Here is a 14,043-nt window from a genome sequence, read left to right as displayed (position 1 = left end):
GTCAGGAACCTTTCGATCGGGCGGCCCGCAGGCCCGCTTCGAGACAGCTTTCCACGTAGCGGTCCGCGGCCGGGCGCAGCCGCGTGGCGTGCCGGTCGAAGAACGCGGCCGCGTTGGTGCCCGCCCAGCGCTCGGGCAGCAGGGCCGGCGGAAGCTGCGGGTCGCGGAACAGGAACGTGCGCCAGGCGTGCACGAGCCGGAACCTGGCCGCGTACGCGTGCTCGTCCTCGCTGCGCGGTGTCACGTGCGACAGCAACGGGCGTTGTTCGGCGACGAAGGCCTCGTACGCGTTGCCGATCTCGGCCAGATCCCAGGCGCGCCGCACCACCGCCATCGCACCGGACGAGCCGGCGGCGTGGGTCGCGGTGAACCGCTCGTAGCCGATGCCGGTCTCGACGAGCAGCGCGTCGACGTCGAGGCCGGGCCGGGTGGCGACCCAGGTGCGCTCGTCGAGCATGCCGTAGCCGAGATAGCTGAGGTTCGCACCGAGGCGTTGGCGTTCCCGACGCGCCGCCGGTGCCTCCAGCACGATCAGGTCGAAGCGCCCGTCCCAGCCCGGCCGGTTGGTGCGGTAGATCCGGGCGGCGGCCTCGTCGAGCCGGCGCGCGGCCTTCGACGTGATCAGATAGCCCGGTCCGGCGGCCAGCCGCAGGGGGTGCAGCCAGCCTTGTCGCACCATGCGGGACACGGCGGTGCGGACCGCGGGCGGTGCGATGCCGAGGGGTGCGAGCAGGCGAACCAACGCCGCCACGGGTGCCCTGCCGCCGCGGGGGCGCAGGTAGTCACCGTAGAGGTCGAAGAGTGCCGACCGTGCCTGCATGACCGCACATTGTGACAGCCACTTTCAAGATAAGCTAGATGCTGTCACATCAATACCGGCTCGGTTTGGGCCCAGCGGTGGTTATCAGGGAAAATCATTGGTCGGCGCCCTGCGAGGCGCCCTCGGGTAATACGGTGCCACGGGCCGTAGCGTGGTGCCGCCGGTACGAAGAGGCTGTGGGATAACCCACCACCCTGGCGAGTCTGAGGGGAGACAACATGGCGGCGATGAAGCCGCGGACGGGCGATGGTCCGCTGGAGGTCACCAAGGAGGGCCGGGGCATCGTGATGCGGGTTCCGCTGGAAGGCGGAGGGCGGCTCGTCGTTGAGATGACCCCTGACGAGGCCAACGCGCTCGGTGACGCACTGAAGACCGCTGCCGGCTGACGTCCGAACCGCGCCCGCCGGCACGCCCCGCCCGGGCTGCCGGCGGGCTCCTTGTCGCAAGGACAGCCCGCGCAGGACAGCTCAGCACAACCCGGAGGCCGGCGTGCCCACATTTCGTTTTATCGACCCGGCAGACGTAGCCGCCGAGACGCTCGTCGTGCCCACCCGGGCCGGCGAGCCGCTGCGGGCGGGGCTGCCCGCTGACGTGGTCGCGCTGGCCGCCGACCACAGCGGGAAGGGCGGCGTCGTCGAGGTGCTGCCCCGGCCGGGCCAGCGGCCGTCGAAGGTGCTGCTGGTCGGCGTCGGCGACGGCGGGGCCAGCGGGTGGCGCGCCGCCGGTGCCGGCCTGGCCCGGTCCGCGGCTCGCACCAGCACCGTCACGGTCGCCCTCCCGACCGCCGACGACATCGACCTCCGCGCGTTCGCCGAAGGCGTCCTGCTCGGTTCCTACCGCTTCCGGCTCGGCGCGCCACGCCCCGACGCGCCGCCGGCGCTCGACGAGGTGCTGCTGGCCGGCCCGCCCGACGAGGAAGCGCTGACCGTCGCCCGGGCCACCGCCGAGGCCACCACGCTGGCCCGCGACCTGACCAACATGCCGTCCGACCGCAAGACGCCGGAATGGTTCGCCGAGCGGGTCAGTGCAGCCGCGGCGGCGTACGACGGACTGACCATCTCGGTCCGTGATCCGCAGCAGCTCGCCGCCGAGGGCTTCGGGGGCATCCTGGCCGTCGGTGGCGGCTCGTCCCGCGGGCCGCGCCTGGTCGAGCTCACCTACGCGCCCGCAGGCGCGACTGGGCTCGATGGGTCGCCTGCGGAGGCGACTCAGCACGTCGTGCTGGTCGGCAAGGGCATCACGTTCGACACCGGCGGCATCTCGATCAAGCCGCGCGACGCGATGAAGCTCATGCGCAAGGACATGGGCGGCGCGGCCGCCATCGTGGCCGCGACGATCGCCGCCGCCGCGCTGCGCCTCCCCGTTCGGGTGACCGCGCTCGCCCCGCTCGCGGAGAACCTGGTCAGCGGCTCGGCCTTCCGGCCCGGCGACGTGATCCGGCACTACGGCGGCCGCACCAGCGAGAGCAACAACAGCGACGCCGAGGGCCGGCTGGTGCTGGCCGACGCGCTGGCCTACGCCGTCGACCGGCTGGAGCCCGACGTGATCGTCGACCTGGCCACGCTGACCGGGGCCAACGCGGTCGCGCTCGGCAAGCGCACCGCGGCGCTCTACAGCGACAACGACGGGCTGGCCAAGTCGTTCACCGAGGCCGCCACCGACGCGGGCGAGCAGGTCTGGCGGATGCCGCTGACGACCGACTACCGCGACTTCCTCAGCAGCGACCTGGCCGACCTGAGCAGCATCGCCTCGGAGGGCGGCGCGGGCTCGGTGATGGCCGCGCTCTACCTGGCCGAGTTCACCGGGCCGCTGCGTGACCGGTGGGTGCACATCGACATGTCAGCCCCGTCCTGGATCGAGTCCGACAGTTCCGAACTGTCCAAGGGCGCGACCGGCTGGGGCGTACGCACCCTCCTGCGCTGGCTGGCGACCCTTTAGCGGCGGACCGCGGTGAGCAGGCCGGCACCGGTGGGCAGCAGCGCGGGCACCCAGTCGTCGGAGTCGCGCAGGTCCTTGACCACCTCGCGAATGAGCACCGTCTCCGGGTCGCGGGCGGCCGGGTCGCCGATCCGGCCGCCGGCCAGGGCGTTGTTGACCGCGAGCACGCCGCCGACGCGCAGGAGCCGGCGGGCGGCGGCGACGCAGGCCGCGTACTCGGTCGGGTCCGCGTCGACGAACACCAGGTCGTATCCGCCGTCGGTGAGCCGCGGCAGCACGTCGAGGGCACGCCCGGTGATGATCCGCGTACGCGACGGCGCGAAACCGGCCTCCTGGAAGATCCGCCGGGCCACCCGCTGGTGTTCGTTCTCGACGTCGATCGTGGTGAGCACGCCGTCGCGGCGCATGCCCCGCAGCAGCCAGACACCGCTCACTCCGGTGCCGGTGCCGATCTCGACCAGCGACCGGGCGTTGCCCGCGGCGGCCAGCAGGCGCAGCGCCGCTCCGGCACCGGGTGTCACGCATGCGAGCCCGACCTCGTCGGCGAGCCGGCGCGCCGTCTGCAGCACCAGGTCCTCGGGCGGGTACGCGTCGGCGAACTGCAGCGCCTGCGCTGACGCCGGGCCGGCGGTGCCCATGGGTGAACCTCCGTGCGAGGGGGAAGCGGGGGGACCGGGTATGAGCGTAGAGCGCACCGTCGGTGTTGGATGGACGGGCGGTGCCCGGAAGGCGTTCGGCAACTACTGAATGCTCTTCAGGTATCCATGTAATCCTTGAGTCGGGGTACTGGGCGGCGACCGGGAGGCGACGTGACCGACGGCTGGAACGGGTATCAGCCCGGTGGTGGCCGGCCCGCTGGCCCGCCACCGACGAGCTCGGTGCCGGCCAGCCCGTGGTGGTCCGACGCGTTGGGCGACCCCTGGCGCGACCCGCACGCACCGGCCGCGGTCGTGCTCCCGCCCGGCCCGACCGGCGCCGCGGAGCCCGAGCCCGTGGTCGACCCGAACGCGCCGCGCCCGCCCGGCAACCGCTCGGTGCTGGTCGTCGCCGTGGTGTCGGCCCTGCTCGCGGGCCTGCTCGGTGGTTCCCTCGGCTACGCGTTCGCCGCTCGTAGCGGGGTCGGCGGGCGCACCGTGCTCGGCGGCAACGGCGCCACACCACCGGCGGCGGCCAACCGCCCGCCGGACTCGGTGGCCGGCGTTGCCGCGCGCCTGCTGCCGAGCGTGGTCACCGTGCGGGTGGCCTCCAGCGAGGGCTCCAGCCTCGGTTCCGGCTTCGTGGTCTCGGCCGACGGCTACGTCATCACCAACGACCACGTGGTCGAGGGCAGCGGCACGAGGACGTACACGGCGGTCTTCAGCGACGGCAGCGTCGCCTCGGCCAAGCTGGTCGGCCAAGACCCGGAGTCCGACATCGCGGTGATCAAGTTGGCCCGCGAGGGCCTGACGCCGATCGAGTTCGGCGACTCCGACACGATCGCGGTCGGTGACCCGGTGCTCGCCATCGGCTCGCCGCTGGCACTGGCCAACACGGTCACCTCCGGCATCGTCAGCGCGGTCGACCGGACGATCCAGGCCGGCGACCCGGGCGGGCCGGTCCGCTACTACGCCGCGATCCAGACCGACGCGGCCGTCAACCAGGGCAACTCGGGCGGCCCGCTGGTCGACGGCGGCGGCCGGGTGATCGGGGTCAACGCGGTGATCAAGTCGGTGTCCGCCGACGACACCACCGCAGGCAACATCGGCCTGGCCTTCGCGATCCCGATCAACCAGGCGAAACGGGTCGCGCAGGACATCATCGACACCGGCAAGGCCCGCCGCACGGTGATCGGCGCCAAGGTGACCAACGGGCGCACGACGGGCACCGGGGTCCGCCTCGACACCGTCGAGCCGGGCGGCCCGGCCCAGGCGGCCGGCCTGCGCGCCGGCGACGTCGTGACCAGGATCGACCGGCACCCGCTGGAGGAGTCGACCGACCTGATCGCCCTGGTCCGCAAATACGCGCCGGGCGCGGTCGTCACGGTGGAATACCGGCGCGGCACGGAGACGCAGACCGCGTCGGTGACGTTGGCCGCAGACGCCCAGTAGCCTCGGCCGTTCCCTTCCCGCTCGGGCCGCGCGTATGGTTGCGCCGGGGAACGCACGAGGGAGGCCCTGTTGCTCGACAACTTGAACTGGTGGGAAATCGGCCTGCTCGTGCTGGTCGCTCTGTTGATCTTCGGCGACAAGCTGCCCAACGTGATCACCGACGGCCTGCGCATGGTCCGCAACCTGCGCAAGATGGCCAGCAACGCGACCGGTGACCTGAGCCGCGAGCTCGGCACCGACATCCAGCTCGAAGACCTGCACCCGAAGGCGTTCATCCGCAAGCACCTGATGAGCGAGGAGGAGCAGGAGTCGCTGCGCAAGCCGCTGCAGAAGATGTTCGACGACGCCAAGTCCGACCTGTCCGGGGTGCACCAGGACCTCAAGGACGTCGCGAAGGCGGCCGACGTCAAGAGCCCGGCGACGGGCACGGCCAGCACTCCTGCCCCGCCGGCCCGTCGCTCGTTCGACGACTACACGTAAAGCGTTACCGGCCGGCCGGCTTCAGGCCCAGGGGCTTGCCGACCAGCGACTCGCGGCGCACGGCCAGCCGGTCGGCCACCGCCGTGATGGCCTGGGCGGCCGGGGCGGTCGGCTCGGCGAGCACGATCGGCAGGCCGGCGTCGCCGGCCTCGCGGACCCGGGTGTCCAGCGGGATCTGACCCAGCAGCGGCACCTCGGCACCCAGCGTGCGGCTCAGCTTCTCGGCGACCACCTGGCCGCCGCCGGAGCCGAAGATCTCCATCCGCTCGCCGGTCGGCAGCTCGAGCCACGACATGTTCTCGACGACGCCGACCAGGCGCTGGTGGGTCTGCAGCGAGATGGCTCCGGCCCGCTCGGCGACCTCGGCCGCGGCGGTCTGCGGGGTGGTGACCACCAGGATCTCCGCGTTGGGCAGCAGCTGGGCCAGGGAGATCGCCACGTCGCCGGTGCCCGGCGGCAGGTCGAGCAGCAGCACGTCGAGGTCGCCCCAGTAGACGTCGGCGAGGAACTGCTGGAGGGCCCGGTGCAGCATCGGGCCGCGCCAGACCACCGCCGCGTTCTGGGCGGTGAACATGCCGATCGAGATCACCTTCACGCCGTGCGACTCGGGCGGCATGATCATGTCTTCGACCCGGGTGGGTTTGCCGGCGGCACCGAGCATCCGCGGCACCGAGTGGCCGTAGATGTCGGCGTCGACCACGCCGACGGACAGGCCGCGCGCGGCCAGTGCGGCGGCCAGGTTGACCGTGACGCTCGACTTGCCGACGCCGCCCTTGCCGCTGGCGATCGCGTACACCCGGGTGCGGGAACCCGGCTCGGCGAACGGGATGACCGGCTCGGCGCCGCCACCACCGCGCAGTCGGGTCTGCAGGTCCTGGCGCTGCTCCTTGCTCATCACGCCGAAGTCGACCAGCACGCCGCTGACGCCGGGCACGGCACTCACGGCGCTGGTGATGTCGTTGTTGAGCTTGTCGCGCAAGGGGCAACCGGAGACGGTCAGCAACAGCTCGACGCGCACGAGCCCGTCTTCGTCGATCGTGAACGATTTGACCATGCCCAGATCGGTGATCGGGCGGCGAATCTCCGGGTCGTCGACGGTGGCGAGGGCGGCCTGGATGGCTTCCTCACGAGACGTGGCAGGCGCAGACATGCTGCAACTGTATGCCGGCTGTCAGGCGTCGGTGTCCGCGTGGTCGTCCGGCTCGGCGAGGCTCTGCTTCGACTTGCGCTTGCGGCGGCGCTGGAGCTCGTCGAGATCCTCGGCGAGTCGGCCCAGCTCCGAGCGCAGGAAGTCGCGGGTGGCGACCTCGCCGATCGCGAGCCGCAGCGAGGCGATCTCGCGCGTCAGGTATTCCGTGTCGGCCTTCTGCGCCGCGGCGCGCCGCCGGTCCTCCTCCAGCGCGAGGCGGTCGCGGTCGGCCTGCCGGTTCTGCGCGAGCAGGATCAGCGGCGCGGCGTACGACGCCTGCAAGGAGAGGATCAAGGTCAGGAACGTGAAGGTGTACGGGTCGAAGCGCCAGCCCGACGGCGCCAGTGTGTTCCAGCCCACCCACAGCAGGATCACGATGGTCATGTAGACGAGGAACTTCGCCGTGCCGAGCGCCCGGGCGATCGCCTCCGACCAGCGGCCGAAGGACTCCGGGTCGAACCGGGGCATGGCCAGCCGGCGGGGCTCGCGCGGTTGGTCCAGCCGCGCGGGCGGGCGTGGCTCAGCCATCGGTGCGGTCCCTCGGTGGCACGACGTGTGGCGGCGCGGGTACGGGCACGCCCGGCTCGTCGGGTACGTCGCGGTCGCGCCAGTCCGGCGGGAGCGAGTGGTCGAGCACGTCGTCGACGGTCACGGCGCCGACCAGGCGGTTGTTGGCGTCGACGACCGGCATCGCGACCAGGTCGTACATGGCCATCCGGCGGGTGACCTCGATCAGCGGGGTCTCCGGGCGCAGCGGGTTGATGCCGCTGTCGACCACGCCGCCGATGATCTCCGAGGGTGGCTCCCGGAGCAGCTTCTGGAAGTGCACCATGCCGAGGTAGCGCCCGGTCGGCGTGGCCATCGGCGCCCGGGCGACGAACACCTGGGCCGCCACCGCCGGGGGCAGCTGCGGCTCGCGGATGCGGGCCAGCGCGTCGGCGACCGTGGCGTCCGGGGTGAGGATCACCGGCTCGGAGGTCATCACGCTGCCGGCCGTGCCAGCCGTGTATTTGAGCAACTGCCGCACCGGCTCGGCCTCGTCGGGCTCCATCAGGTCGAGCAGCGCCTGCCGGTCCGGGCCGGACAGCTCGCCGAGCAGGTCGGCCGCGTCGTCGGCGTCCATCTCCTCGAGGATGTCCGCCGCGCGCTCCTGGTCGAGCACGGCCAGGATCTCCACCTGGTCGTGCTCGGGAAGCTCGCTGAGCACGTCGGCGAGCCGCTCGTCGTCGAGCGCCGCGGCGACCTCGTTGCGCCGGGTGTCGGACATCTCCTGCAGCGCGTTGGCGACGTCGGCCGGGCGCATCTGTTCCAGCACGGCGAGCAGCCCGGCGGTGCCCTGGGTGTCGGTGAGCCCGATCAGCCCGCGTACGCGATCCCACTCCAGCTCGACCAGCTGGCCACGCCGGGTGAGCCGGCGGCTCGGCTGGCGGACGGCGACCTTGACCAGCGACCACTCACCGGTGCGGTTGGTCTCCATCGCCAGGTCGACGACCACGCCCGGGGTCTCCTCGGGCAGGATCGTCACCCGGCGGTCCAGCAGGTCTTCGAGGACCAGCAGCTCGTTGGGGCGCTTCTCGAACCGGCGCAGGTTGAGCGTGCCGGTGCTGAGCACGACCGCGTCCGCGTCGATCGAGGTGAACCGGCCCATCGGCAGGAAGATCCGGCGGCGGACCGTCATCTCCGCGACCAGGCCGACGACCTGGGGCGGGCGGTTGGTGGTGCGCAGGCGGGCCACGGCGTCACGGATCCGACCGACCTGGTCCCCGTTGGGGTCGTAGACCGGCAGGCCCGCGAGCCTGGCGATATAAACCCGCGCCGTCGTCACTACCCAAGACTAATTCCCTAGGCTGTCTCGCATGTCTAGCGTGGCGTACGAGATCGTCGACGTCTTCACCGACCGGCCGTTCACCGGCAATCCCCTGGCCGTGGTGTTCGGCGCCGAGGACCTGGCCGGCAGCCAGATGCAGGAGCTGGCCCGCGAGTTCAACCTGTCCGAGACGGTGTTCGTGCTGCCGCCGACGCCCGGCGCCGCGGCCACCTATCGCGCGCGGATCTTCACTCCCAACAGCGAGCTTCCGTTCGCAGGGCACCCGAGCGTCGGCGCCGCGGTGACCGCGAGCGCGCGCGGGATGTTCGCCGCGGGTGCGGTCGTCCAGGAGTGCGGCGCGGGATTACTTCCGGTCGTGGTCTCCGGGTCGACCGCGACGCTGACCGGCGGCACCGCCACGGTCGGCGAGCCGCTCGACCCCGCTCCGCTGCTGGCCGCGGTCGGGCTGACGGCCGACGACCTCGACCCCGCCGGGCCGCCCCGGATCGCCGGTTGTGGTCTGGAGTTCCCCTATCTGCCGGTACGCGCGGACGCCGTGGCCCGGGCCCGGCTCGACACCGGTGCGGCCGACGGGGTGGCGGCACACAGCATCGACGTCTTCTCCTGGGATCCGCAGAGCCGCACCGCGCACGTGCGGGTGTTCGTGCCCGGGCTGTCCGTGCCCGAGGACCCGGCGACCGGCTCGGCCGCCCTCGGCCTCGGTGTCTGGCTGGTCACCAGCGGCCTGCTGCCGGCCGACGGCGAGAGCGGCTACGTGGTGCACCAGGGCCTCGAGCTGCACCGACCGTCCGTACTGGAGTGTGTGGTGACGGCCGCGTCCGGCGCCGTGACCACGGCCCGGGTGACCGGCAGCGTGGTGCCGATCGCCCGCGGCGAGATGGCGGTGCCGCCGTTCGTCGGATAGTCAGGCTGGCGGTATATGCCGATGGTCGGTAGCATCCCCGCATGGCCATGCAGGAACCGACCTTCTTCATTCTCACGGCGCTCGCCGAGCAGCCGTTGCACGGCTACGGAGTGATCCAGGCCGTCAACGACCTCTCCGGCGGGCGGATCACGCTGCGCGCGGGCACGCTCTACGCCGCACTCGACCGGCTCACCGAGGAAGGGCTGCTGGTCGTCGACCGGGAGGAAGCCGTCGACGGCCGGCTGCGCCGCTACTACCGGCTGACCGACGACGGCGGGGCGGCGCTGTCCGCCGAGGTCGACCGCCTCCGGGCCAACGCGGCCCTGGCGGCCGCCCGGCTGCGCCGCACGACCCGGCTCGCGTTCGGCGCGGCATCGTGACCGGGCTCGAACGCGACTACCGGCGGCTGCTGCTGGCCTACCCGCGCGCCTACCGGCGGGCCCGGGGCGACGAGATCGTCACGACGCTGCTGGAGGCCGTTCCACCCGGCCGCGCTCGGCCGCCGGTCGGCGACGTGTGGGACCTGGTCCGTGGTGGCCTGCGCCAGCGGTTCGCGCCGCCCCACGGGCGCGGCTACGCCCTGGTCGCGCTCCTCTGCGCGGCCGCGGTGGCCTACCTCGCGCTCGGTGCGGCGATCCGGCTCACCACCGCGTCCGAGAACAGCAAGGACTCGCTGTTTCTGGCCTCCGCGGCGCTGCTGCCGCACGACGCGCCCCTGGTCGGCGACCAGGAGCGGATGTTGACGACATTCGGTGGCCCGACCGAGGTCGAGCTCACCTTCGCGACGCGATCGCAGTCCCTCGACGACCTGGCCGTCCTGGTGCGTGACCGGGCAGTCGCCGAGGGGTGGGCGGTGGACCCGATCGACGCGCACCGGTTCACCCTCGAACGCGACGGCCGCACGCTGGTCGTCACGGTCGCGGGCGGTGTGCCGGCCGAACCCGAGCTCGGAGCGTCCTTCCACACGCGGTACCCCTGGCCCGCCGCGCTCCTGCCCGTCGGCATCGTCGCCGTCCTCCTCGGCGCCCTGGCCGGCTGGTTGGCCGGAGCCTGGACGTTGCGGCGGTTCCGGTCCCGCACGCCGGCCGGGCAGCTCCTGATCGCGCTGACCGGCGCCTCGGGCCTGCTGCTCGTCGGCGCGGTCGCGGTCAGCACCGCCGCCGAACTCGACGTGTCGGGTCCGACCCTGTTCACCGGCACGCTCCCCGAAGGGATGGGTCTGGCCGCCCTGGCGCTGACCCTGCTGCTCGCGGCGGTCCTGCCGCCCGCCGACGCGGCCGCGCCCCCGCGCCCGCCGACCGACCTGGTGCGCGTGGGTGTCCGTGCCGTCACGGCGGCCCACCTCGCGTTCGGCGCCGCGATCGCGACCGTCCTGGTCAGCTTCACGGTGCGCATGGTGGCCACCGGAGCCGACCGCGTCGCCATGCTCAGCGGCGCGCACGACCCCAAGGACGTGTTGCCACTGCCCCTGTACGCGGCGGTCATGGTGTTCTCGTACGCCGGCGTCGTGCTCTCCCCGCTGCTGCTGTTCGTCTCGATGCCGCTGCTGGGAATCGGCCGGCGCCGGGTCAGCCCCCTGGCCTGGCGGGTCCTGCTGGCCGCCGCGATCTCCGCCGTCGTCCTGCCGGCGCTGCTGCTGACCCCGTACGGCGGCGACGCCGCACTGTGGTTCCGGGACTAGCGCTTGCGCACCTTGTGCAGGCGGAACGGCTTGCGGACGGGCCGGGTCGCCGGGGTGTCACGGGGCACCTCGGCGAGGCTGCCGTCCGGCAGGTCGGGCCGGGTCACCACAGGCCCGCCCGCCGCCGGGCTCAGGCAGCTCAGCGTGCAGTCCATCGCCCAGCGTTCGATCAGCTTGTCGGTCGGGCCCGGCGCGTTGAGCCGCTTGCCGCCGACCTGAGGGGCGACCGTGTTCCACTCGTCGTCGCCCGGCTGCACGCGGCGCACGTCGGCCGTCCAGGTGACGATCCGGCCGCCGTGGTCGCCGCGCAGCGTCACCTCGGCCGTGCCGGCCCCGGCCAGCCCGGCCAGCTGCTGCTCACCGATGCCGGTGACGACGTAGAGAGCACCGTCGACCGGCACGCACCACAGGCCGCGTGCCGGGCCGCCGTCGACGGACACCCAGGCAATGGCCGCTTTCTTGATCGCCTCTTCCACCACGGCGTCCGTCATGGCTCTCATCCTGCCGGGAGGGCGGCGGGTGCGCCACGGTCCACCTCGTCGAGGACGCCGACGAGGTGGGTGACCGACCGGCCGGACCAGTCGCGGTCGGCCGCGAAGACCAGGTGGTCGGCCAGGTCGGGGGCGGCCAGCCGGATCGCGGTCATGCCGACCTCGGCGGCGCCGGTCAGCTCGTGGCTGCCGCCGTCACCGACGTACAGGCATTCGGCGGGCGCCACGTGGAGCTGCTGGCAGGCCGCCAGGTAGATGCTCGGGTCGGGCTTGCAGACCCCCTCCTCGACGGAGAACACCGCGGCGTCGAGCAGCGGTGCGACCGCGAGGCCCGGCAGCATCACCGGCAGTTCGTGGGTGCAGTCGCTGATCAGCGCCGTCCGCAGCCCGCGCAGCCGCAGGGCCCAGAGCACGGGCACGGCCTCGTCGCGCAGTTCCGTGTCGCGGCGCAGCGCGTGCAGGCGACAGTCGAGCGCCGCCCGGACCGCGTCGTCGGACGGGTCGGCCCCGGCGCGGACGGCGATCCAGCGCAGGGTGTCCTCCGCCGAGCCGAGATCGCCGCTGGCCCGGCGGTAGTACGTGGCGTCCAGCAGCGAGATCATGACCCGGGGATCGCATCCCAGGATGCGGGCGATCTCGAGGTGCTCGGGGCCGCGGTGGACGGACCGGGTGAGAGTGCCGAAGAAGTCGAACACGACGGCGCGTAATGCGGGCAACATCAGCCTCCATGGCATGACCTGGGGGCAGTAGCTGGCAAGACCGGGCGAGCCTATCGACGGTTGACCGTCGCACCCTATCGGCTGATCGACCGAGAGTAGTCGGATAGCCGCAGTAAGTGATTTGTGAGGATGGTTCACTGTGCCCCGCCCCGCACTCGACCCGGCCGCGTCCATGGCGCTCGTCGTCGCGGTCCTCGCCGTGTCCACCTCGGGCCCGCTGATCGCGTTCGCCACGGCCGCGCCGGCGCTGGCCATCGCGTTCTGGCGCAACGCGCTGGCGGTCGGCGTGCTCGGCCCGATCTCGCTGTTCGCGCGCCGCGCCGAGTACGCCAACCTGGCCCGCCGCGAAGCCGCGTTCTGCGTGCTGGCCGGGGTAGCCCTCGCGGCCCACTTCGCGGCCTGGATGCCGAGCATCCGGTTCACCACCGTGGCGGCGTCCACCGCCCTGGTCGCCACCCAGCCGGTCTGGCAGGGGCTGATCTCGGTCGCCCAGGGCCGCCGGCTCCGCACGGTCACCTGGGCCGGCATCGGCGTCGCGGTGCTCGGTGCGGTGCTGGCTACCGGCGCCGACTTCGGCGTCTCGTCCCGCGCGGTGCTGGGCGACCTGCTGGCCGTGCTGGGCGCGATGATGGCGGCGGCCTACACCGCGTTCGGCGAGCGGGCCCGGGTCACGCTCAGCACGACCACGTACACGACCATCTGCTATTCGGTCTGCGCGGTGCTCCTGCTGGTCATCTGCGTCGCGTCGGGCCAGTCGCTGGGCGGCTACCCGGCCACGACCTGGCTGGCCATCCTGGGCCTGGTCGCCGGCGCCCAGCTGCTGGGCCACACGATGTTCAACTACGCGCTGCGGCGGGTCTCGGCCACCACGATCAGCGTGCTGATCCTGCTGGAGGTGCCGGGCGCCGGCCTGATCGCCTGGCTCTGGCTCGACCAGGTGCCGCCGGCCGAGTCCTTGGCCGGGCTCGCCCTGCTGATGGTCGGCGTCCTGATCGTGGTGCTGGGCGGCGCGCACGCCGGCCGCCGGGCTCGCGCCCTCGAGGTCGAGACCGCCGGCACCCTGCCCTGACTAGCTGATCGCCTGTTCGCTGGCCTTCCACAAGGCGGCGGCCATGGCCGGGTCGGTGGCCTTGCGGCCGACCCGGCGTGGCTTCTTGTCGACGTAGTAGGCGCCGTTGACCAGGCGCGCCGGGTCGGCCGTGGCCAGGTAGACCAGCGTCTCGGCGCCCTTCTCCGGGCTGCGCAGCAGCGGCGAGTGCTTCATGCCCCAGGCGACCAGCCGGTTGTCGTTGTAGAACCGGGTGCGCACGGCGCCAGGGTGGAACGAGAAGGCCATCATCCCGGGCCACTGCCGGGCCGCCTCGCCGGCGAACAGGATGTTGGCCTGCTTGCTCGTGCCGTACGCGCGGAACGGCACGTAGCGCTCCAGTGGCCGGTTGAGGTCGCGCGGGTCGAGGTTGCCCCAGCGGTGTGCTCCCGACGCCGTCACCACCATCCGCCCGATCCGGTCGTGCAGCAGCACGGTGAGCAGGAAGCTGGCCAGGTGGTTGGCCTGGATGGTCAGCTCGTGACCATCCACGGTGGTCGCCGGGTGCAGCACGATCGCCCCCGCGTTGTTGGCCAGCACGTCGATCCGGTCGTACGCCGCGCGCAACTGCCCGGCGAGCTCCCGCACGTCGTCGAGAGCGGCGAAGTCGGCGCGGAACGACGCGGGCAGCGTGCCGGTGGCGTCGCGCACCTCGGCGGCGGCCGCGGCCAGCCGGGCCGGGTCGCGACCGACGAGAACGACCTGGTCACCGCGCCCGGCCAGGGCGACGGCGGCGGACAGGCCGATGCCGGAGCTGGCCCCGGTGATCACTACGACTCGGCCGGTGACTTCTTCCACAGCTTGGTTCTCCTCGGTCTT

General features: G+C 72.8%; 16 protein-coding genes. 8 read left to right on the top strand and 8 right to left on the bottom strand.

Going from position 1 to position 14,043, the window contains the following annotated elements; translation table 11 throughout:
* Position 1: 1 nt before the first annotated feature.
* Positions 2-820, bottom strand: a complete 819-nt coding sequence (locus CHC05_RS27715) for a PaaX family transcriptional regulator (protein ID WP_089253523.1) — start codon at positions 818-820, stop codon at positions 2-4.
* Positions 821-1,038: 218 nt separating this feature from the next.
* On the opposite strand from CHC05_RS27715, the gene CHC05_RS27710 reads away from it, so the two are divergent.
* Both CHC05_RS27710 and CHC05_RS27705 read left to right on the top strand, forming a co-directional pair.
* On the top strand, positions 1,039-1,206 hold the full coding sequence (locus tag CHC05_RS27710; protein ID WP_089253522.1) for a DUF3117 domain-containing protein: 168 nt from the start codon (positions 1,039-1,041) through the stop codon (positions 1,204-1,206).
* A 103-nt stretch (positions 1,207-1,309) separates the two neighbouring features.
* Positions 1,310-2,758, top strand: a complete 1,449-nt coding sequence (locus tag CHC05_RS27705) for a leucyl aminopeptidase (protein WP_089253521.1) — start codon at positions 1,310-1,312, stop codon at positions 2,756-2,758.
* Here CHC05_RS27705 and CHC05_RS27700 read toward each other — a convergent pair.
* Positions 2,755-3,396 (bottom strand): O-methyltransferase, encoded by a 642-nt coding sequence (locus CHC05_RS27700; protein ID WP_089253520.1) that lies wholly within the window; start codon positions 3,394-3,396, stop codon positions 2,755-2,757. The two genes, CHC05_RS27705 and CHC05_RS27700, sit on opposite strands and share 4 nt — an antisense overlap.
* 171 nt (positions 3,397-3,567) lie before the next feature.
* Between CHC05_RS27700 and CHC05_RS27695 the strand changes: the two genes are divergently transcribed.
* Together CHC05_RS27695 and CHC05_RS27690 are read left to right on the top strand one after the other, a co-directional pair.
* Positions 3,568-4,845 (top strand): S1C family serine protease, encoded by a 1,278-nt coding sequence (locus CHC05_RS27695; protein WP_089253519.1) that lies wholly within the window; start codon positions 3,568-3,570, stop codon positions 4,843-4,845.
* 69 nt (positions 4,846-4,914) lie between these two features.
* A complete protein-coding gene (locus CHC05_RS27690) occupies positions 4,915-5,325 on the top strand; it encodes a twin-arginine translocase TatA/TatE family subunit (protein ID WP_089253518.1) in 411 nt (136 codons plus the stop codon).
* A 4-nt stretch (positions 5,326-5,329) separates the two neighbouring features.
* Here CHC05_RS27690 and CHC05_RS27685 read toward each other — a convergent pair whose 3' ends face one another.
* Genes CHC05_RS27685 through CHC05_RS27675 form a run of 3 tightly spaced genes read right to left on the bottom strand, consistent with a single transcriptional unit; the run spans position 5,330 to position 8,339 of the window.
* Positions 5,330-6,475, bottom strand: coding sequence for an Mrp/NBP35 family ATP-binding protein (locus CHC05_RS27685; protein WP_089253517.1), 1,146 nt, complete (start codon positions 6,473-6,475; stop codon positions 5,330-5,332).
* Between the two features lie 21 nt (positions 6,476-6,496).
* Positions 6,497-7,042 (bottom strand): DUF1003 domain-containing protein, encoded by a 546-nt coding sequence (locus CHC05_RS27680; RefSeq protein WP_089253516.1) that lies wholly within the window; start codon positions 7,040-7,042, stop codon positions 6,497-6,499.
* Complete coding sequence (locus CHC05_RS27675) at positions 7,035-8,339, bottom strand: magnesium transporter MgtE N-terminal domain-containing protein (protein WP_089253515.1); 1,305 nt, start codon at positions 8,337-8,339, stop codon at positions 7,035-7,037. Before CHC05_RS27675 ends, CHC05_RS27680 begins: the two co-directional genes overlap by 8 nt.
* A gap of 31 nt (positions 8,340-8,370) precedes the next feature.
* Here CHC05_RS27675 and CHC05_RS27670 point away from each other — a divergent pair, with 31 nt between their 5' ends.
* Genes CHC05_RS27670 through CHC05_RS27660 form a run of 3 tightly spaced genes read left to right on the top strand, consistent with a single transcriptional unit; the run spans position 8,371 to position 10,927 of the window.
* Positions 8,371-9,246, top strand: coding sequence for a PhzF family phenazine biosynthesis protein (locus CHC05_RS27670; RefSeq protein WP_089253514.1), 876 nt, complete (start codon positions 8,371-8,373; stop codon positions 9,244-9,246).
* A 47-nt stretch (positions 9,247-9,293) separates the two neighbouring features.
* Positions 9,294-9,626 (top strand): PadR family transcriptional regulator, encoded by a 333-nt coding sequence (locus tag CHC05_RS27665; RefSeq protein WP_089253695.1) that lies wholly within the window; start codon positions 9,294-9,296, stop codon positions 9,624-9,626.
* On the top strand, positions 9,623-10,927 hold the full coding sequence (locus CHC05_RS27660) for a hypothetical protein (protein WP_089253513.1): 1,305 nt from the start codon (positions 9,623-9,625) through the stop codon (positions 10,925-10,927). Before CHC05_RS27665 ends, CHC05_RS27660 begins: the two co-directional genes overlap by 4 nt.
* Here the strand turns inward: CHC05_RS27660 and CHC05_RS27655 are convergent.
* Both CHC05_RS27655 and CHC05_RS27650 read right to left on the bottom strand, forming a co-directional pair.
* Complete coding sequence (locus tag CHC05_RS27655) at positions 10,924-11,418, bottom strand: hypothetical protein (RefSeq protein ID WP_089253512.1); 495 nt, start codon at positions 11,416-11,418, stop codon at positions 10,924-10,926. The two genes, CHC05_RS27660 and CHC05_RS27655, sit on opposite strands and share 4 nt — an antisense overlap.
* A 5-nt stretch (positions 11,419-11,423) precedes the next feature.
* Positions 11,424-12,134, bottom strand: a complete 711-nt coding sequence (locus tag CHC05_RS27650; protein WP_089253694.1) for an HAD family hydrolase — start codon at positions 12,132-12,134, stop codon at positions 11,424-11,426.
* A 175-nt stretch (positions 12,135-12,309) separates the two neighbouring features.
* Between CHC05_RS27650 and CHC05_RS27645 the strand changes: the two genes are divergently transcribed.
* On the top strand, positions 12,310-13,206 hold the full coding sequence (locus CHC05_RS27645; RefSeq protein WP_089253693.1) for a DMT family transporter: 897 nt from the start codon (positions 12,310-12,312) through the stop codon (positions 13,204-13,206).
* Here CHC05_RS27645 and CHC05_RS27640 read toward each other — a convergent pair whose 3' ends face one another.
* Positions 13,207-14,022, bottom strand: a complete 816-nt coding sequence (locus CHC05_RS27640; RefSeq protein ID WP_089253511.1) for an SDR family NAD(P)-dependent oxidoreductase — start codon at positions 14,020-14,022, stop codon at positions 13,207-13,209.
* Positions 14,023-14,043 lie beyond the last annotated feature (21 nt).

Source organism: Asanoa hainanensis, assembly GCF_900188485.1.
GTDB classification, from domain to species: Bacteria; Actinomycetota; Actinomycetes; order Mycobacteriales; family Micromonosporaceae; genus Asanoa; species Asanoa hainanensis.
Note: the sequence above shows the minus strand (reverse complement) of the source record. Positions and strands in the feature narration are given on the sequence as shown.